This window comes from uncultured Aliivibrio sp., assembly GCF_946479765.1.
GTDB lineage: Bacteria > Pseudomonadota > Gammaproteobacteria > Enterobacterales > Vibrionaceae > Aliivibrio.
On the sequence record NZ_CAMLHO010000001.1, the window covers coordinates 113,127 to 133,288 of the forward strand.

A 20,162-nucleotide genomic window follows, 5' to 3' on the forward strand; every position below is an offset into this window, starting at 1 on the left:
AATAGATCTGGTGCTAATCTATGTTTATGAATAGATTCAATATTGGATTAATAGGAGAAACATCATGAGTTACCAACATATTCTTGTTGCTGTCGATTTAACAGAAGAGAGTAAATCATTGGTCACTAAAGCGGCGGGCTTAGCCAAAGCGCTAGAGGCTAAAGTTTCTTTTATTCACATTGATGTGAGCTACGCAGAGCTATATACAGGCTTAATTGATATCAACCTTGCAGAAACACAGCATCAGGCGATGGAAGCCTCCAAAGAAGCCATGAGACATTTGGTTGAGTTTGCTGATTACCCAATCCATAAAACCTTGGTCAGCAGTGGTGATTTGAGTAATGAGTTGTGTGAGGCGATTGAAAACCTAGATGTTGACTTGGTAGTGTGTGGCCATCACCAAGATTTCTGGAGTAAGTTACTCTCATCAACCAGACAAGTCATTAATACCTGTCCAATTGATGTACTTGTGGTGCCATTTAAAAACGAATAAATAGTAACGTAGTTGGATTACATTGCGGCGTTAACATAAACATCAAAGCGATTCTTTTTGGTCTCTATCGCCATTGATGGTTTTTGGTTATCAAGCCATTCTGCGTAATCTGGACGTTTTACTACCACGCGTTTTTTTGCCATGATCAGTGCCGGTGCTAACAATGCATCGGCATCGTTATCTGCGCCAACCAAGGATTGAAATACACGCATCTCTTTTTTCACTAGCGCGCTTTTCTTTTTGTTCTCTGGATGCGGGTACATAGGGTCAAGATAAACCACATCTGGTTGTTCAAACGCTTCTTGAGCCATCAATTGCTCTAAGGCATCATGACTTGAAGCGTGCAGCAGGGACATTCGCTCTGATACCCAACAACCAATTTCTGCGTCTTTTTTTGCGCGAGCTAATCCATCATCAAGCAAAGCCGCTACCACAGGGTGACGTTCGACCATTTGAACTTTACAACCTAACGATGCCAATACAAACGCATCACGACCTAGGCCTGCTGTACCATCAAGAACGACAGGCGTTGCGCCTTTATTCAGTCCGACCGCTTTTGCTATAGATTGTCCTTTACCGCCACCAAATTTACGACGATGAGCGACAGCACCAGAAACTAAATCAACAAAAATAGCCCCTAACTTTGGTTCATCACGCTTATGAAGCTCTAATTGCTCTGTAGTTAATACCAAAGCAAAGATATTTTCTTGGTCATGCGTTAATCCCCAGCGAGTGGCTATCGCCTCTAACTCAGGTTGACGGTTTGGGTCTTCACACAATAACGCTATTTGCACAGGGCACTCCAACAAGCTTAATCAATTAGGAACAGCAAGCGCCTATGGTAATAGATATTAATAAAAACGACTAGATAAAGTGCTCGCTGAACGCTTTATCTTAGAGTAGTTTAAATAGTAAGTTTATATAAAACACTTTTGGGCACAGGGATAAAGCACCTCATGAACAACACCAGTAAAATCGATGATCTTGACCGATCTATTCTACAAGCATTGATGAATGACGCTCGAACCCCTTACGCTGAATTAGCTAAGCGTTTTGACGTTAGCCCTGCGACTATTCACGTTCGTATTGAAAAAATGAAAGCGGCTAACATCATTGAAGGCACGGAAGTGATCGTGAACCCTAAAACCTTGGGCTACGATGTGTGTTGTTTTATTGGGATTAATTTATACGCGGCCCGAGACTACCATTCGGCATTAGCAAAACTCGATGCCCTAGAGGAGGTGGTTGAGGCTTATTACACGACAGGTGCTTACAATATCTTCGTTAAGCTGATGTGTAAGAGCATTCAAGAGCTACAGCATGTGTTGATTGATAAGTTACAAGCGATTGAGGAAGTACAGTCGACTGAGACGCTGATTTCGTTGCAGAATCCGATTAATAGGAATGTGAAACCGTAGAGACTATACGCTGCGCTAACTAGAACGCTTCGCTCTAGAAACTATAGAATCAAAAGCACTAACGATGTAATAAATACGATTCACATCAATCATACTGGCTCTTATAGCCTCTAGTTAGCGCAGCGTATAGATTCTAGTTTCCAAAAAAAGCCGCAGGTGCATCAACACCTACGGCTTCAAATTTTCAAAACGAATCACATAACTCTATTCTTAGATAACTCTAGAAAACTGCTGCTGACGCGCACGATCTCGTAAGTATTTATCAAAACACATACAGATATTACGAATTAGAAGACGACCGCGCAGTTCAACATCAATACGCCCTTCGTGCATAGTGACTAACTCATCGTTAATAAACGTTTGCAGTAATTTAATGTCTTCAGCAAAGTATTTATCAAAATCTAAACTAAACTCGGCTTCAATCGCTTTCGTATCTAATGTGAAATTACAGATCAGCTGTTTAATCACTTCACGACGGATTAAATCATCTTGGTCTAGTGCAACACCACGCCACAGAGCATGACGTTTATCGTCTACTTGTGCGTAGTATTCTTTTAAGTCTTTCTTGTTCTGTGCGTAGCTGTCACCAATCATAGAGATAGCTGACACGCCCATTCCTAATAAATCACACTCACCTTGGGTTGTGTAACCTTGGAAGTTACGGTGAAGAATGCCTTCACGCTGTGCGATGGCTAGCTCATCATCCGGCAAAGCAAAGTGATCCATACCAATGAATTGATAGCCTGCGCCAGTCAATGTTTCGATGGTTTCTTGTAGCATGACTAACTTTTCAGCGGGTGCTGGTAAATCAGCATCTTTGATTTTACGCTGCGCGGCAAACAGAGTTGGCATGTGTGCATAGTTAAATACAGACAGACGACCCGGTTCCATCTCAAGTACTCGCTTAATGGTTAGCGCCAGTGATTTGGCAGATTGCTTTGGTAAGCCATAAATCAAATCAAGGTTCGTTGAACGGAAACCTAGGTGTTTAGCGCGCTCTACCATTGAAATAATGAAATCTTCATCTTGGTCACGGTTAACCAACAACTGAACTTCTTTATTAAAATCTTGCACACCAATACTTAGACGGTTAAAGCCTTCGTCGCGCAAATGGTCAAGCATATCTAGCTCAATTTCACGCGGGTCTACTTCGATGCTGATCTCTGCACCCTCTTCAAAGTTAAACTCTCCGCGCAATAATGTCATAAGACGCGTGAATTGTACTTTCGTTAAGAAGGTTGGTGTTCCGCCACCAAAGTGCAATTGTGTCACTTTACGTTCAGTAAATAGTGCTGCACGCTGACGGATCTCTAGCTCTAATGAGTCTAAGTAGATGTCTGCTTTATGGTGGTGACGAGTAATCACTTTATTACAGCCACAGAAATAACATAACTTATGGCAGAATGGGATGTGAATATAAAGAGACAGTGGGCGCTCTGGGTACTGAGTACACGCCATATCGAATTCAGCAGGAGTATACGCTTCGTGAAACTCTAAAGCCGTTGGGTAAGAGGTGTAACGAGGGCCTGAGTAGTTATACTTCTCAATGATCTCTTGGTCCCATACTATTTGTTGATTTGACATGACTACTTCCATCTCTTTATATCTGCATTGACACTATTCTTTGCATCATAAAACATTTGCTCCATAAAGCCGATGACTTCAATGCAATAAGAAATAGAAGTGTCGATCAGATCATTTTAATATCAATTTTTTGATTCAGTGGTTTGATGCGATCGTGTAATTGCTGGATCTCAATTTTAATCGTATCTTGCAAACGAGCTTCAGCTTTAGTTCGAACTAAATTGTCTTTCATTCGATCTTGTTTCGCTAATTCTTGTCGTTCATCACCACGCGGCATATCTTTAACCACGTGATACAACTCAGACAATGCTGGGTATTCCGTCTCGACATCAATACGATCATCTTCTTGCAGATAATCCATTATGCAGTATAAGCGAATAGACAGCTCTGAGTAATCACATTGCTCTTGCATTCCTGCTTGGCAAAGTAAAACCACATTCTCAAAAATATTGGCGTTACGCTTCTGTATCGCCAATTTTCTGTGTTGTGCTTGCAGTTCCTTCTGCTTTTTTAACTTCATCAGTAAGCTGCCAGCATAACTAGCCAACGCAAGAATAATTGCACCGCCAAGCAGTGCTAACAGGGTTACTGTAGGCATAATTATTTAAAATCATCCATATTGAAGTTATCAAAATCCGCTAGTAGATCGTCGTCGCTTTTCGCTTTACGATCAGCAAATTCAGGAAATTCTGCAATTTCTTCTTCTAATTCAGCTTCTTCGTCATCTAATAAGCCTAAACGACCCATTAAGTGTTCGATGCGCGCTAATTTCTCATCGACGTATTTTTGCAGACCCATACCTAGGTTTTCACCATTATCAATACGATCCAGAAGAACCATTAGCTGTGCATCATTTTCTAATTGAGCTAATTCTTGCTCATTAGTTAGACGACGCTCTTGCTTGCTTGATTTCTTCTTCTCTTCAACAACAAGTTGAATTAGTTTTTTACTGCCAATACGAGGATCTTTCTTCTGAGAAAAACGACGTGCTTTCTCTGAATCACTTTCAACGTTACGAGCACCGGCTTTTAGGCCTTTACGTTTCTTTTTACGCTTAATTTCACGACTGTCTACGTCACGATCGGTACGGTTACGTGTTACAACTACTGGCTCACTCGCCATTCCCGGAGTACGGGCTTTTTTAGAACGGCTCATTACTGGGTTTTCCTCAGTAAAATGACATCCTCTCCAACAAACTCTACATCAAGCTGGTAGCGCTGTGCTACAAACTCAAACGTTGCTTTGCTGAAAAAGCTGACATGGGTTAAATCACTCTTGTAATGCCAAGTGGCAAACGCGCTTTCATCCCTGGCTAGTTTCGTCATGATACCTAACCAACCACCAGGTTTTATCAAGCTCAATAACAATTCCAATTCGTTTTGAGGTTGATAAAAATGCTCAATAGCTTCTGTACAACTGACGAAGTCATACTGCTTAGTAAGCACGGACTTATCTGGTGTGTAATAAATATCATAGAGTTCGATATGGTGACCCGCTTCTCTCATCATATGAGCAAGCAATGGTCCAGGGCCACATCCAAAGTCTAGACCTTGTTGAGGTGTCTTACCAACACGTTGCAACAAGGGCTCAGAAAATCGTGATAAGAAGGTTTTATATCCTTCATCGTCAAGATTATTTTCATGGCAATCATAGTGAGCTTTTTCAGCCTCGGCGTCGAAACGATCTGCCTCATCCACATAAATAAGATAACATTGCCGACAACGATAATAGCGTCGATGCTTATCTTGATGGAAGTTATCAGCCTGTGAATGCTGACACAAAGGGCAAGATTGCATCATAAACTCACTTCACTCCCTGAAAATTCTAGGGCGGGAAGTATACCCGATACTGGTGTAAAGATAATCGTTTTAACGCTTTTTTAATAAAAAAAAGCAGCCACGAGAGCTGCTTCTTAAATTTGGTCTTGATGTAGACTGAAATTACATTAAAAAATTAATGTAATCCACCAACATATTGAGACAAGGTAGCAATGTCTTCATCTGTCAGCTTCTTCGCAATATCACGCATCATACCATTCATATCATTTGCACGATCGCCAGAGCGGAATTTTTCTAACTGCGCTTTTACGTAATCAGAATGCTGACCAGAAATTTTAGGGAAACCAGACAGTGATGTGCCATTGCCACGAGGGCCATGACACGCAACACACGCCGTGATCCCACGTTCCATATCACCAGCGAAATACAATGCTTTACCTTCAGGGATAGATTCTTCAGGGGTTGTATTATCAGCCATAGGTAAAGAGGCGTAATACGCAGCAATATCCTTGGCTCCTTGCTCATCAACGCCCATTGCCATTGCACCCATTACTGGATCCATGCGGCCTTGCTTACCTTGAGTTTGCATACCTAATTTAAATTCATTGATCTGCTTTTCAAGATAACCAGCATGTTGACCCGCTAAGTTTGGGTATTGGGTCAGAGTACTGTTACCTTCTTGACCATGACAAGCCGTACAGGTTACGGATTTTTGCTTTCCAGCTTCGATATCTCCTTGAGCCCATGTTGAGCAACTAGCTAGGAGAGTTAATATCAGCGCTAATTTTTTCATGACATTCCATTTATTATTATCGTTCCCTCACAATGAGTTATCCTTTTAAATAGGATTTATTTACATTGTGTTGGATATTAAGCTTCCAGTACCGCTCTAAATTGGCTACAGCATGATACAATGAGCGACCTTTACCGTTTTTGTTCTAAGTTTGTCACCATAACGTTAATAATGACAACCTTAATGCGGTTATTTTACACATTTTCACAAAAAAGTAATCAGCTGACTACAATAATCCTACTTGGATCATTATCTACAGCTTGGTTTCAGTCGAGACGGAGTTAACAGTGAGCAAAATCATTCACTACCAAAATACCCACTTTATTACCAGTGCACCAGATATTCGCCATTTACCTGAAGATGAAGGTATTGAAGTTGCTTTTGCTGGTCGTTCTAATGCAGGAAAATCAAGCGCATTAAACCGCTTAACAAATCAAAGAGGTTTGGCGAAAACGTCTAAGACTCCTGGTCGAACACAGCTGATTAACTTATTCAAAGTGGATGAGAATTGTCATATTGTGGATTTACCTGGCTACGGTTTTGCTCAAGTTCCTATCGAGCTAAAAAAGAAATGGCAGAAATCATTAGGTGAATACCTACAGAAGCGCCAGTGCTTAAAAGGCTTAGTGGTATTGATGGATATCCGTCATCCAATGAAAGACCTTGACCAACAATTAATCTATTGGGCTGTCGATCAATCGATTCCAGTTCAAGTGCTACTGACTAAAGCTGACAAGTTTAAAAGTGGTGCTCGTCAAACTCAAGTGCTAAAAATTCGTGAAGCTTCATTAGAATTTGGTGGTGAAGTGGCTGTTGATGCTTTCTCTTCATTGAAAGGCATTGGTGTTGATTTATTGCGTGCAAAATTAGATACATGGTTTGCACCTGCTTTTGAAATCGATGAAGAATTGATTAAAAACCTAGATGCTGAGTAATCACATCTAACTATCCATCTATATATGAGTATTGTTATTCATATAGATTGATATAACAGGTATAGCCTGTGATAAAAATAACCCCACCTTAACAGGTGGGGAAATGGGAGAGATAAAGAGGTGTTATTGTTTTTCTGTCGCGCATCATGCACCAAACCATCTCATGAAACAACCACCACTTCCTAGCAATCCCCCCTCTACTATTCGTAAACTTCACATCATCTTAGAAATCTTCTAAAAAACGTCTAAAAACAAAATCATTCATTTAAAAAACAATTATTTAAGATAATTATATGTATAAATTATCAATATAATAACGTGTAATAAAAATTACATACTGTGGGAAAGTTACAAAAAGAAGTACATGGGGAGAAAAACAAGAAATGATTTTTGAAGGCCTAGAAAGAAAAAACGCCCCAGTCAAAAAGGTTGACTGAGGCGGTTGAATTTAGCCAAATCCAATAACGTGAAACAAAAGGTCTGAAAGATAGAACATCTTTACCTCTGTACCCTACACAGATAAATGTACAACAAACGAACAGTTTTGAAAACCTTTTTTTGTAATTTTTTTTCAGTTTCGTTCATAAAAACACAACATACACCTGACATAGCTCACTTTATTTGAGGTAAAAAAAAGCCAACGCGTGCGCTGGCTCATAGTTTTAATTTCAGATGTAACTGAATTACAATTTAATCAGTAACACTTTAATTACATTTTAGAACAACATTATTGGTTAATGGGCTTCATCCCAGTTGTCACCAAAATCACTGTCTGCAATAAGAGGCACATCTAATGTCACGGCACCTTCCATTAAGGCGGTTACTTTCTGAGTCACTTCTTCTAATGCGTCTTCTTGCACTTCAAATACCAATTCATCGTGTACTTGCATTAGTAAGTTAACTCGGCCATTACCTTCTGCTTCAATCCAGTTATCAACCAAGATCATCGCTTTTTTGATAATGTCTGCTGCTGTACCTTGCATTGGCGCATTGATCGCGGCACGTTCCGCAGCTTTACGGCGTATCGCATTACGCGCATTGATTTCAGGTAAGTGCAAACGTCGTCCATATAAGGTTTCAACATAGCCTTGCTCTGTTGCCAGTAAACGAGTCTCTTCCATGTATTGCATTACACCAGGATAACGCTCGAAATAGACATTCATGTAATCTTGCGCTTCACCACGAGAGATGCCAATCTGTTTCGCCAAACCAAACGCACTCATGCCATAGATCAAGCCAAAGTTGATGGCTTTAGCACGACGACGATCTTCAGATGTCACTTCCTCTATCGATACGCCCTTCACTTCTGCCGCGGTTGCTGAGTGAATATCTTTACCTGCTGAGAATGCTTCTAATAACGCTTTATCCTGAGATAAATGCGCCATGATACGCAATTCAATTTGAGAGTAATCGACTGCGAGAATTTTCCAACCATGAGGGGCAACAAACGCTTGGCGAATGCGGCGGCCTTCTTCATTACGGACTGGAATGTTTTGTAAGTTTGGCTCGGTCGAGGATAAACGACCTGTTGCTGTTACCGCTTGATGATAAGACGTGTGAACACGGCCTGTTGATGGGTTAATCATCTTCGGCAGTTTATCGGTATAGGTAGATTTTAACTTCGCTAAGCCACGATACTCTAAAATCAACTTAGGTAATTCATACTCTAACGCCAACTCTTGCAGTACTTCTTCATTGGTTGAAGCGGCTCCTGATGGTGTCTTCTTAATGACTGGCAGTTCCATTTTTTCAAATAGAATGACTTGAAGTTGCTTTGGTGAGTTCATATTAAACTCTTGCCCTGCAACTTCATACGCTGCTTTTTCTAGCTCGTCTAGACGTAGTCCAATCTCAAGTGATTGTGCAGAAAGCAGCATATCATCGATATAAACCCCTTTTCTTTCCATACGAGAAAGTACAGAGATCAAAGGAAGCTCAATATCTATAAATACAGAATTTAACTTCTCATCATCGGCTAATTTTGCATGTAATACGTTATGTAAACGCAGCGTGATGTCAGCATCTTCCGCCGCATACGGCGCTGCTTGCTCTAGTGCAATTTGGTTAAAGGTTAGTTGCTTCTTACCCTTACCGGCTATCTCTTCAAATGATATCGTATTATGTTGTAGATAGCGCAGTGCTAGGCTGTCCATGTTGTGCTTGCCTGCTACACTGTTATACACGTATGACTCCAACATGGTATCGAACTTAATCCCTTTCATCTCGATATCGTAACGCGCTAATACACTTGCATCGTATTTTAAGTTTTGACCCACTTTTGCTTTGTTGTCGTCTTCTAAATACGGTTTTAATTGCTCAAGAACCCAATCACGATCAAGTTGCTCAGGGGCATCAAGATAGTCATGAGCAACAGGAACATACGCAGCTTCACCTTCTTCGACAGAAAACGACAAACCAATAAGGTTAGCCACCATGTAATCTAAACTGTCTGTTTCAGTATCAAAAGCAGTAATTTCAGCGTTGTTTAACTTTTCTAACCAAGATAAAAATGCGTCTTTGGTTAAAATGGTTTCGTATTTTGAACGATCGACTTGAGCTGCAACAATCGTCTCTTCTTCAACATTATCTGATGATGAATCGATTTTTCTATTTGCTGATGTTTCATGTGAAACGATCTTACCGTCACTGCCGTCCAGCATTTCGGTTAGCCAACGTTTAAAATTCATCTGACCAAACATCTGGATTAATTCATCAACATCTGGGTCTTGTTTTACAAGCTCTTCAGGTCGCTGCTCTAATTCAACATCAAGCTTAATGGTCGCTAGTTCATAAGAAAGGTAAGCCCCTTCTTTATTCTCTTCTAACTTTTTCGCCATGCCTTTTGAGCCACGGAAACCTAATGGTGCAATATCATCAAGATTGGCATAAAGCGCATCTAAGCCACCCACACCTTGTAATAGTGCTCTTGCTGTTTTATCACCAATGCCAGGAACACCCGGAATGTTATCTGAGGTATCACCCATCAGTGCGAGATAATCAATAATCAGCTCTGGTGGCACGCCGAATTTCTCTTCTACACCTTCAGGTCCCATGATCACATTCGTCATGGTATTAATTAATGTGACGTTCTCATCAACCAATTGCGCCATATCTTTATCACCAGTACTGATCAGCACTGGAATACCCGCTTTTGATGCTTGCGATGCTAAAGTACCAATCACATCATCGGCTTCTACGCCTGAGATAGAGATCAGCGGTAAACCCATTGCTTTGATCAGTTTATGCAGCGGCTCGATTTGGCAACGCAAATCATCCGGCATTGGGGGACGATTCGCTTTGTACTCTGGATACATATCATTACGGAAGGTTTTTCCTTTCGCATCAAAAATAACCGCGATACGGTTTGTTTCAAATTGCTTTAGGAGACTACGCAGCATGTTGATCACGCCATACACCGCACCCGTTGGTTGTCCCTCGCCATTAGTAAAGTTAGGTGCTGCGTGATACGCACGAAAAAGATACGAAGAGCCATCCACTAAGATGAATGGATTATCAGGAATTCTTGCCATAGTCGGTATTATCCAGAGGTTATTATGATCAATGAGTTTCATTTTATACCCAAGCCACATCAAATTGCTGCTCTTCATTCCTTTTTTCTTGTTTTATTTATCAAAAATTCAGAATTACATACAACTCACTTCTGTGGATAACTCTGTTTGTAATTATTTTTCGTACAATTAATAACTATTTTATTCATTTAAAAAAAGTGAATTTAAAACTAACAAATCAAAAGCTTAGCTCAATTCAAATGATCAACAAAGAGATCCTTAGTTGATCATGCTTTGTGGACAATAATATTAACCATGCTATTTCCGATTAAAAAACAAACCATTTTAAAGCGCATAATTTATAGTAAATTTTGCAGATAACTCAAAAAACAGACAAAAAAAAGCGACGACTTCTAAAAGAAGCGCCGCTCAGCAAAAAAGAATAATGGTAGCCGTTAACTTAGGAACGTTCACCACTATTCATATAGCTGATGTACACTGGAAGCAATGTGAGCAATGTCGTGCCTTCTTGAAATGGTACAGAGTAAACTGCAATAGCATTATCCCCCGAAGACAACGTAATAATAACCATTCTCACTTACTTTGCAACAGTTAAATGAGAAAGAATCTCACCTAATTAGTAAATACTTTAAAATTCAATAAGATAGACCGCTAAAGAAGGCCAGCTAATTGCTGACCTTGTATACATTCTATCTTAACCCTACGATTGAGAAGATTGAGTCGCTAATTGATGTCCTTCTGATGTTAATTTACGAATGAGATAATTCAGTAATACACCATATATAGGAACAAACAGACCCAAACTAATCACCAGTTTAACGCCATAATCCACAAGCGCTATTTCCGTCCAATGCTCTGCCATGAAAGCATCTGGACTTTGATAGAAAGCAATGGCAAAGAACGCCAAGGTATCAATTGCGTTACCAAACAGAGTTGAACACGTTGGAGCTACCCACCACTGTTTTAGCTGACGAAGACGGTTAAACACATGAACATCTAATATCTGTCCAAGCAAATAAGCCATAAAGCTTGCGATCGCAATACGTGCTACGAACAAGTTAAACTCACCAAGCTGTGAAAAACCTTGATACTGCCCTTCAAAAAAGACAACAGATAAAAAATAAGAGACCGCTAAGGCTGGCAACATAACAAAGAAGATAATGCTTCTTGCCATTTTTGCGCCAAAGATCCGAACCGTTAAATCTGTCGCTAAGAAAATGAATGGAAAGGTAAATGCACCCCAAGTGGTATGAAAGCCAAACAAAGTGAATGGGATCTGAACCAAATAGTTACTTGATGCAATAATTACGAGGTGGAACACTACAAGGAAGGATAAAGCGTTGCGCTTTTGCGCGGGCGTAAATGTACTCATATAAGTACCTTTTTGTCATTGGGGGCGAGGGAACCCAAATTAAACACAAAGCTAAAATCACCGTTTATTTATATAGTGACTCTAGCCAATTTTCAGGGCGGTGATTATACATTAACCGCTTTTGCACACAAGACATAAAACCGACGGAAATAGACTTATGACTTATCCTTGCCCGGTAATGTGCATTTCAATTAAATCTAAAAATGGATCGGCGTATTTTTCTAACTTCTTCTGCCCTACACCATTCACCGCTAACATTTCACCATATGACGTTGGCGTAATATCGGCCATATCCATTAATGTGGCGTCACTAAAGACGACATAAGGCGGCAAGTCATCACGATCAGCAATCGATTTACGCAATTTCCGTAATTTAGCAAATAACTGCTTATCATAATGACGATTATTTAATTTCTCTGACTTCGCCGTTTTCGCTGCGGTATCAAGTCGTGGAACCGCAAGCTCTAACGCTTCTTGCCCTCTTAGGATCGGACGCGCTTCTTCGGTTAATTGCAGCGTCGAATTTCGAGTAATGTTTTGCGCCAATAATCCTTTATGGATCAACTGACGAATAATACTGACCCAATATTCATGACTGTGCTCTTTACCAATACCATAAGTCGATAATTTGTCATGGCCATGCTCTCGAATTCGTGCGATTTTCAAGCCTCGTAGTACTTCTACTACATAACCAATACCGAAACCTTGGTTTACTCGATAGACACATGACAAGGCTTTTTGTGCGGCTTCTGTCCCATCAAATTGCTTTGGTGGATCTAAACAGACATCGCAGTTACCACACGGTTTAGGGCTGTATTCTCCAAAATAGTTCAAAAGGACTTGGCGGCGACACGTCTGCGCTTCTGCAAAGGCGGTCATTGCATTGAGCTTGTGGCTTTCTACCAATTTCTGAGGCCCTTCAGGCTTTTCTTCTACGAGTTTACGTAACCACACAATATCAGCAGGATCATAAAGCATTACGGCTTCTGCTGGCAGACCATCACGCCCTGCTCGTCCTGTCTCTTGGTAATAAGATTCGATGTTCTTAGGAATATCAAAGTGCGCCACGAAACGTACATTTGATTTATTTATCCCCATACCAAACGCAACCGTAGCAACAACGATCTGAATGTCATCACGTTGAAACGCTTCTTGCACATAATTACGTTCATCCAAATCCAGACCAGCATGATAAGACGCCGCTCGAATGTGGTTATTGCAGAGTTTTTCGGTCAGCATTTCTACTTTTTTGCGGCTACCACAGTAAATAACACCACATTGGTTTTTCTGCGTCGCAAGATATCGAACTATTTGACTGACTGGTTTGTGTTTTTCTAACACGGTATAGCGAATATTTGGACGATCAAAACTGCCCAAATATTCATGAGGATTTGGTAGCGAAAGGCGACTTAAAATATCTTTACGAGTCGCGTCATCAGCCGTTGCCGTTAGTGCCATGATTGGTACATTAGGAAAGCGTTGTTTGATTTGGCCTAAAGATGCGTATTCAGGACGGAAATCGTGCCCCCATTGAGAAATACAATGCGCTTCATCTACTGCAATCATGCATAAGTTCAGAGACTCTAAACGCTCCATAAAATCACGCATCATCACGCGCTCTGGTGACACATACAGCATTTTTACTTGGCCAGAATTGACTCGGTTCCAGATCGACACTTGAACATCACGATCAATCGTCGAGTTTAAGCATTCAGCTTGTACCCCATCGGCTTTTAATTGATCAACTTGGTCCTTCATTAATGAGATTAATGGCGAAATAACCAAGGTTAAGCCTTCAAACACTAAGGCGGGGATCTGGTAGCACAGTGATTTACCACCACCAGTAGGCATGATCACTAAACTGTCTTGACCTTCAAGCGCGGCATTAATGACTTCTTCTTGTCCAACACGAAATTCTTGATAACCAAAAACATCTCTTAAAACAGTTTGGCTCTGTGATACCTGTTTCATTGGCTGTTCTGCTGTAATGCTGGACATAAAACACTCATTAATAATACGGAAGTGTCATTCTACCTATCGTTATTGGTGAGGAAAAGAACAATAGGAAAAAACTAGGCACATTCGACACCGCCCTCTATACTTCGTCGCATAACAACGCATACAAGGTGTGATCATAAAGACACCTTTCCCGTTACATTACTCCGTTAAGAATCTACTTATGCCAACCACTGAACTCGAACAACAGCGCACTCGTCAGGGGGTCTTTTTTGCCATTAGTGCCTATACCATGTGGGGCATTGCTCCTATTTATTTTAAAACCATCAATGAAGTTTCCCCCTTTGAGATTTTAAGCCACCGTGTTATTTGGTCGTTCTTTTTTTTGGCTGGATTACTGTGTCTATCTAAAGGGTGGAAAACCGTTGCTAATACACTAAAAGATAAACGAAAAATGGGTTATCTAGTGACAAGTAGCGTATTGATAGGCGCGAATTGGCTAATCTTCATTTGGGCGGTAACGGCTGATCATATGCTTGATGCCAGTCTCGGTTATTTCATCAACCCTATTTTTAATGTCATGCTCGGAATGCTTTTTTTAGGTGAGCGATTACGAAAACTGCAATGGCTTGCGGTTGTCTTTGCAACCATTGGCGTACTTATTCAACTAATTACTTTTGGGTCTATCCCTATCGTTGCATTAGCCCTAGCTTGCAGCTTTGGTTTCTATGGCTTATTACGAAAAAAAGTCGCTATGGATGCACAATCAGGTTTATTCATTGAAACGTTAGTTCTATTACCAGTAGCGGCAACTTACCTATTGTTTATTGCAGACTCTCCAACCTCTAATTTTGCAGAGAACTCAACCAACCTAAATTTACTACTCATTGCTGCTGGTATTATTACTACCGTTCCTCTGCTGTGCTTTACGGGGGCGGCAACACGATTGAAACTATCAACCTTAGGCTTCTTTCAATATATCGGACCAAGTTTGATGTTTATTCTTGCTGTGGGGCTATATGATGAGATTTTTAGTGCAGATAAAGCGATAACCTTTGCCTTTATTTGGGGAGCATTAATTATCTTTACGATGGATGCTTGGCTGTTTAACAAAAAGAAAAAAATGGCTGTTTAAAACAAAAAAGAGAGCGAATCCGCTCTCTTTTTTTATACTCTACATAACTCGATGCTACATTGACTCTAACTTGGCATATTGAGTCACAAGCCACTTAATGCCTTCACCATTAAAAGCAACTTGTACTCGGCCTTGCGCACCTGCACCTTCAAAATTGATGATAGTACCTTCACCAAATTTAGGATGCCTCACTCGTTGGCCTAATGCATAACCGGTTTCATTAAAGTTATTATTAATCGCTTTCTGACCAAATCGACTTTCAGATGAACTCTCTTGAGAACCATAACTACCGTAAGACCCCGTTCGGCTTACTTTCGCTTTCATACGAACTTCTTCAACACAGTTGGTTGGTAGCTCTTTAATAAAGCGTGACGGTTTATGGTATTTCTCTTGGCCATACACTCGACGAGTTTCGGCATAAATGATATACAGTTTTTCCATCGCACGTGTCATACCAACATAACAAAGACGGCGTTCTTCTTCTAAGCGCCCGGCTTCTTCTGTTGACATTTGACTTGGGAACATGCCTTCTTCAACACCCACCATAAATACTAATGGAAATTCCAAACCCTTGGCACTGTGTAATGTCATCAGCTGAACGGCATCTTCAAATTCGTCAGCTTGACCTTCACCCGCCTCTAATGCGGCATGGGTTAAGAAAGCGGTTAAATCTGTCATTTCATCAGCTTCTTCCGGCTTATCAAACTGACGAGTTGCGGTAACCAATTCTTCCAAGTTCTCAATACGCGCTTTTGATTTTTCGCCTTTTTCTTGTTCATACATCGTAAACAGACCCGAGCTTTTGATCACTTGGTCCGTTTGTTCATGTAAACGACAATCGCGCGTATCATCTTCTAATGCATTAATCAGCTCGATAAAACGGCTTAATGCGCCAGCTGCACGACCCGGTAATACTTGCTCTTCAATCAAAGCAAGACTGGCTTGCCACATAGTAGCCCCGCGTTCACGCGCAGCAAAACGTACGGTTTCTAGTGTTTTATCACCCAGACCACGTGTTGGCGTATTCACTACTCGCTCAAAAGCCGCATCATCATGACGATTGTTCATTAAACGTAGATAAGACAAGGCATCTTTGATCTCTTGTCGTTCGAAGAATCGCATGCCACCATAAATTCGATACGGCAGCCCTGCTTGAATTAAGGCTTCTTCTAATACACGAGATTGGGCGTTATTACGGTATAAAAACGCACTATCTTCTAATGCGCCACCGTTATCACGCCACTCTTTGATTTTCCCAACCGCAAAACGGGCTTCATCCATTTCGTTATAAGCAGAGTAAATAGAGATCAGATCGCCATCAGCATCTTCAGTCCATAACTTCTTACCCATGCGTTCAGTATTGTTACTGATCAGTTCATTGGCGGCGTTTAGGATGTTAGCGGTTGAACGGTAGTTTTGCTCTAAACGAATGGTTTTCGCACCGATAAACTCATCTAAGAATTTCTGAATATTTTCGATCTGCGCACCACGCCAGCCATAGATAGATTGGTCATCATCACCCACAATCATCACTTTACAATCCGAACCCGCCATCATGCGTAACCAAGCGTATTGGATGTTGTTGGTATCTTGGAATTCGTCGACCAATATATGCTTAAAGCGTGCTTGATAATGTTCACGAACGTGTTTGTGATCACGCAGTAATTCATGTGCACGAAGTAGAATTTCAGCAAAATCGACCAAACCAGAACGATCACACGCCTCTTGATAAGCGGTATATACTTTTAGCCAGGTTTGCGCGATAGGATCGTTAAACGTATTGATTTGATTCGGACGTAGCCCTTCATCTTTCTTACCATTAATAAACCAAGCCGCTTGACGTGCAGGCCAGTTTTTATCATCCAGATTTTGAGCTTTGATCAAACGCTTTAGTAAACGCTGTTGATCATCAGAATCAATAATTTGGAAACCTTCTGGTAATTTAGCATCAAGATAATGCGCACGAAGAATACGGTGACAGATACCATGGAAAGTACCATTCCACATACCTCCAGCGCTGCCATGCATTAACTCTTCAATACGACCACGCATTTCTGCTGCCGCTTTGTTAGTAAATGTCACTGACATAATAGAGAAAGGAGACGCTTGCTCGATTTGCATTAACCATGCGATACGATGAACAAGTACTCGAGTTTTACCACTACCGGCACCCGCAAGTACAAGCATGTTTTCTAACGGAGCGGCTACGGCTTCGCGCTGTTTGTCATTAAGACCATCAAGAAGAAAAGAAACGTCCATCACATCACACTGGTTATTTATACATGTGAGTGAAGTATATACTGAAATGAGGTGAGACCCAACCTAGAGGCTAGATTTGCTTTTGAATTGAACAAAGCTAAGACAGAATAACCGCTTAGCTTTGTTTATTTTAAAGTGTATTGAGATCGAATTATGCTTACTTTGATTTATACTGTTGCTGTCCACTACGATAAGAAAGCACTGACGCTTCTTTGGCTTCGCTGTACACGACATCATAGAACTGAGGCAAATTGAAGTTCACTTTATCTGGAGCGTCCAAATCAACATTGTTGCGACTTGACGTGTAATAATGGTTAATACTGTTTACCATGTCATCTTTGCTGCCATAGCATTCATGATAAATCTCAACCTTATTCTCTTCGTCTAATACGTAGATATTAAAACCATCATCATTATACTCTGATGCATCAAAGAAAAATTGAATTAACCCTTCACTTGCAAACGAATCCACCACATCAGGGATCACTATACCGCTGCTGTCACCTAAAGGAATGGTCGTTGAGCCAATGGCTTTATTGGTTGAAATACTTGAGTAAAATTGTACTGAATCTTCTAGTTTTTGAATCGACACACCACGACGCTCAAAGAACAAACCATACATGGTTGACCCAATTTTAATGCCTTTAAAACGACGACGTTTCTCGTTATTTTCAACTGGCTTTAAACGAAGTTCAATACACTCGGCCAATAACTGATAAATGTTATTACGAATGATGCCACGCATTTGCTTGCTGTAGCAGAAAACATCGACAGACTCAGGACGCGCCGCATCTTTGTGCATTTTGCATAACACCGTTTTTAGCGCATCTAAAATTGCGGTCTCACCACTGAAGTTAAGTGTTCTCACTTCATGCCATGAATTTCGGTATACCAAATCCACACTGCCAATCAAATTATCCTGGCTACTGCCACAACTGAAAATATCCGCATCCACCTGATTCATGCGTTCAGGTTTTATCTTCAATGTCTCTGTCGGATCACTTTCTAAATTAATAAAAATAGAGAGTTGGCGTACTTCACAAGGGCTACCTAGCTCTTCTTTGGTCGGCCGCGGCATATTAACAGAGAACGTATTTCTTAGATCGCTCACCATTTGATAGAACTTGTCGATATTCAGATCTGCTTGACGCACCACGGCATCCAAACGTGTCGATTCAGTGAGCAAACCATTAAAGAAAGCCCACGCTACCAATTTACTTAAATATCGATTGTGTTCTAAGTGCTTCGCACCCATTAGTTCTTTTGCGATTAATGGGTATTTATATACGTACCAACCCGCTTTATTAATGCCAGTATCTTGCACTTCAATAAAGCTTAAATCCGCTTCATGCAGATCTGGAGAAATTTGCGGGTTTAGTAAAGTAACCTTGCCTGGAAGCTCTTCAAACGCAGCGTAAAGTTTACGAGCAAGAATACTGATATCTTCAGGACTGATCGATGATGTTATGTCATTATTCCGCGCAAAACGGATCAAGTTACGGTAACTTTGCATCAAGGCTTCAAGCAAATCATTATGCGATTTTTTAACTTGTTCAACCTTCCAAGAACGACGAGAATCAAGCTCTACAATCGTAGCTTGCGACCATCCCCATTGTGACGTTAATTCTGTTAAGGCTTTACGACGCCACTCCACCGAATCTTGGCTTTGTTTACGAGATAATTTCTCATGCGTTTTTAAATAAAAGCTGCGACGTACCAGTTCTAAACGAGCCATATCATTGGTTCGCTCAAGATAACGCGTCACTTTTTCCAGCATTAAATAATACGCATCCATACCATAGAGATCAGGCTCTTCGGCAAAGAAACGACGTTTACTATCAATACTTAACAATTGAGTGTGCGGATATTCCCAAGAATACGCTTCCAATAATATCGCTTTTAAAACCGACTTAAAGGGTGAATCAATACTCTTATAAAGCTGCCATAAACTCGAACCAAAATATTCTTCCGCAGGGATGTAATTTAACCGACCAAAGTCGATCCACTCTTCTTTACGGATCACTCCACTCTGACAAAGCTGATCAACGTATTCATCATAGCTCTCTTCCATCTCTGGAGGAATAATCTGCCATAGTAGCTGCTGTCCGCCAAGACATACCGCAGTACGATAGAACTCATCCAATAACAAAAGATGCTGTGACGAACCACAGTTATCACCGGTCATTTCTTCAGAATAAGCGTCGCGGAAACGATTTTGTTCCATTAAGAAAAAGTTTGCTTCAATATAAAACTGCGCTGCCCATTCAGTTAGAGCATCGCACTTTTGTTGCAATAAGGCTTTTTTCTCAGCTGGCAGGCTTTCTGGGATACAGACCCAAATATCAAGGTCACTAGCGACAGTTTGGCCAATCGAAGAGGTACTACCCATAGAATACAAACCAAGAATATTGCCTTGGTTTGAGGTAGACAGAGGATAACGTAGCGTCAGTTGAGCCATCCACTCACGCTGCTTTTTATTTGCATGAAATTGTTTAATACCACTAGGTGCACCTTCAACAAATCCCGGGAGTTCCGAGTGATTGAAATGCAATAGCAATGGCAATTGATGGAAGATCTCTTGCCCAAGTGGCTTCATTAATGCTAATGCGCGCTCGATACGTTGTTCGGTGAGACATTGCTGGCGCGTGATTAATGTTTCAATATAGGTTTGCAAATAGAAAGCCTAACTCATCTTGTCATCAAGGATGACGGTTAATATTGGATAGGATTCGTCCAATACCGACTAAAAACGTGATCAAGATAACACTTTTCACTGCGGGCGTAAAGTTCATGCCTTTACTGAAAGTATAGGCATCCCTACCATTTAAGGTGTCGTTTTTAACCTATAATCACACTGTTGTCATCCTGTATTTTCACCTCACCCTCAAGTAGTGGTAGGATAAGGTAAT

The 20,162-nt window shown here is 40.8% G+C and carries 15 protein-coding genes; 4 read left to right on the forward strand and 11 right to left on the reverse strand.

The genetic code is table 11. From position 1 onward, the window contains the following. Positions 1–64: 64 nt before the first annotated feature. Positions 65–493, forward strand: coding sequence for a universal stress protein (locus Q1K78_RS00540; protein WP_300173246.1), 429 nt, complete (start codon positions 65–67; stop codon positions 491–493). Between the two features lie 17 nt (positions 494–510). Here the strand turns inward: Q1K78_RS00540 and Q1K78_RS00545 are convergent, their stop codons facing one another. Next, positions 511–1,287 carry a class I SAM-dependent methyltransferase gene (locus Q1K78_RS00545; RefSeq protein ID WP_300173249.1) on the reverse strand — a complete coding sequence of 259 codons (777 nt, stop codon included), beginning with the start codon at positions 1,285–1,287 and terminating at the stop codon, positions 511–513. A gap of 162 nt (positions 1,288–1,449) precedes the next feature. Here Q1K78_RS00545 and asnC point away from each other — a divergent pair, with 162 nt between their 5' ends. Continuing rightward, positions 1,450–1,911, forward strand: a complete 462-nt coding sequence (gene asnC, locus Q1K78_RS00550; RefSeq protein WP_300173252.1) for a transcriptional regulator AsnC — start codon at positions 1,450–1,452, stop codon at positions 1,909–1,911. Positions 1,912–2,121: 210 nt separating this feature from the next. Here the strand turns inward: asnC and hemN are convergent, their stop codons facing one another. The 5 genes from hemN to Q1K78_RS00575 all read right to left on the reverse strand — a co-directional run bounded on the left by hemN (position 2,122) and on the right by Q1K78_RS00575 (position 6,066). Next, a complete protein-coding gene (gene hemN / locus Q1K78_RS00555; protein ID WP_300173254.1) occupies positions 2,122–3,495 on the reverse strand; it encodes an oxygen-independent coproporphyrinogen III oxidase in 1,374 nt (457 codons plus the stop codon). A gap of 106 nt (positions 3,496–3,601) precedes the next feature. Further along, positions 3,602–4,093, reverse strand: coding sequence for a DUF2489 domain-containing protein (locus tag Q1K78_RS00560; protein ID WP_300173256.1), 492 nt, complete (start codon positions 4,091–4,093; stop codon positions 3,602–3,604). Between the two features lie 2 nt (positions 4,094–4,095). Further along, positions 4,096–4,650, reverse strand: a complete 555-nt coding sequence (gene yihI, locus Q1K78_RS00565; RefSeq protein ID WP_300173258.1) for a Der GTPase-activating protein YihI — start codon at positions 4,648–4,650, stop codon at positions 4,096–4,098. Next, positions 4,650–5,291: a class I SAM-dependent methyltransferase gene (locus Q1K78_RS00570; protein WP_300173505.1), complete on the reverse strand. Its 642-nt coding sequence runs from the start codon at positions 5,289–5,291 to the stop codon at positions 4,650–4,652. Before Q1K78_RS00570 ends, yihI begins: the two co-directional genes overlap by 1 nt. A 157-nt stretch (positions 5,292–5,448) precedes the next feature. Next, positions 5,449–6,066 carry a c-type cytochrome gene (locus Q1K78_RS00575; RefSeq protein ID WP_300173260.1) on the reverse strand — a complete coding sequence of 206 codons (618 nt, stop codon included), beginning with the start codon at positions 6,064–6,066 and terminating at the stop codon, positions 5,449–5,451. A gap of 287 nt (positions 6,067–6,353) precedes the next feature. Between Q1K78_RS00575 and yihA the strand changes: the two genes are divergently transcribed. Continuing rightward, positions 6,354–7,001 (forward strand): ribosome biogenesis GTP-binding protein YihA/YsxC, encoded by a 648-nt coding sequence (yihA, locus tag Q1K78_RS00580; protein WP_300173262.1) that lies wholly within the window; start codon positions 6,354–6,356, stop codon positions 6,999–7,001. 734 nt (positions 7,002–7,735) lie between these two features. Here yihA and polA read toward each other — a convergent pair. From polA to recQ, 3 genes are all read right to left on the reverse strand, one after another. Further along, positions 7,736–10,531: a DNA polymerase I gene (gene polA, locus Q1K78_RS00585; RefSeq protein WP_300173264.1), complete on the reverse strand. Its 2,796-nt coding sequence runs from the start codon at positions 10,529–10,531 to the stop codon at positions 7,736–7,738. Between the two features lie 700 nt (positions 10,532–11,231). After that, the gene (locus tag Q1K78_RS00590) at positions 11,232–11,903 is read right to left on the reverse strand and encodes a 7-cyano-7-deazaguanine/7-aminomethyl-7-deazaguanine transporter (RefSeq protein WP_300173267.1); all 672 of its coding nucleotides are present in this window, start codon (positions 11,901–11,903) and stop codon (positions 11,232–11,234) included. Positions 11,904–12,065: 162 nt separating this feature from the next. Next, the gene (gene recQ / locus Q1K78_RS00595) at positions 12,066–13,901 is read right to left on the reverse strand and encodes an ATP-dependent DNA helicase RecQ (RefSeq protein ID WP_300173269.1); all 1,836 of its coding nucleotides are present in this window, start codon (positions 13,899–13,901) and stop codon (positions 12,066–12,068) included. A 181-nt stretch (positions 13,902–14,082) separates the two neighbouring features. Between recQ and rarD the strand changes: the two genes are divergently transcribed. Then, complete coding sequence (gene rarD / locus Q1K78_RS00600) at positions 14,083–14,994, forward strand: EamA family transporter RarD (RefSeq protein WP_300173272.1); 912 nt, start codon at positions 14,083–14,085, stop codon at positions 14,992–14,994. Between the two features lie 54 nt (positions 14,995–15,048). Here the strand turns inward: rarD and uvrD are convergent, their stop codons facing one another. Both uvrD and Q1K78_RS00610 read right to left on the reverse strand, forming a co-directional pair. Beyond that, the gene (gene uvrD, locus Q1K78_RS00605; protein ID WP_300173274.1) at positions 15,049–17,253 is read right to left on the reverse strand and encodes a DNA helicase II; all 2,205 of its coding nucleotides are present in this window, start codon (positions 17,251–17,253) and stop codon (positions 15,049–15,051) included. Positions 17,254–17,410: 157 nt separating this feature from the next. Next, on the reverse strand, positions 17,411–19,927 hold the full coding sequence (locus tag Q1K78_RS00610; protein WP_300173277.1) for a class I adenylate cyclase: 2,517 nt from the start codon (positions 19,925–19,927) through the stop codon (positions 17,411–17,413). Positions 19,928–20,162 lie beyond the last annotated feature (235 nt).